The organism is Ochrobactrum sp. SFR4 (assembly GCF_019730395.1).
GTDB lineage: Bacteria > Pseudomonadota > Alphaproteobacteria > Rhizobiales > Rhizobiaceae > Pseudochrobactrum.
In genome coordinates, this window is the sequence record NZ_JAAPBB010001405.1 from 1 (window position 1) to 235 (window position 235).

Consider the following 235-nt stretch of genomic DNA (forward strand, 5'->3'; position numbering starts at 1 on the left):
TGGCTTGCCGATCGATGTGGTCACCGATCATTTGCGTGCTAGCGCGGCCGCGCATCTGAGCCTCGCGCTCAAGCGCCTCATCCTGATCCGGCACCTTTAGCGCGTGTCCCGCCACGACTGCAAAAAGAACTGGTGCCAGTTCCATGATCTGCTTCTGGCTGACCCCGTAACGCCAGCGCATCAGTTCGTACGCGTTGTGGGATGCTGCAGACACATGGGCCTGGATCGAGACCTC

General features: G+C 60.4%; 1 protein-coding gene. It reads right to left on the reverse strand.

The annotated features are described in order from the left end of the window. Positions 1 to 235: hypothetical protein (locus tag HBA93_RS23650; protein ID WP_221724835.1), on the reverse strand; the 235-nt coding region annotated here is incomplete at both ends.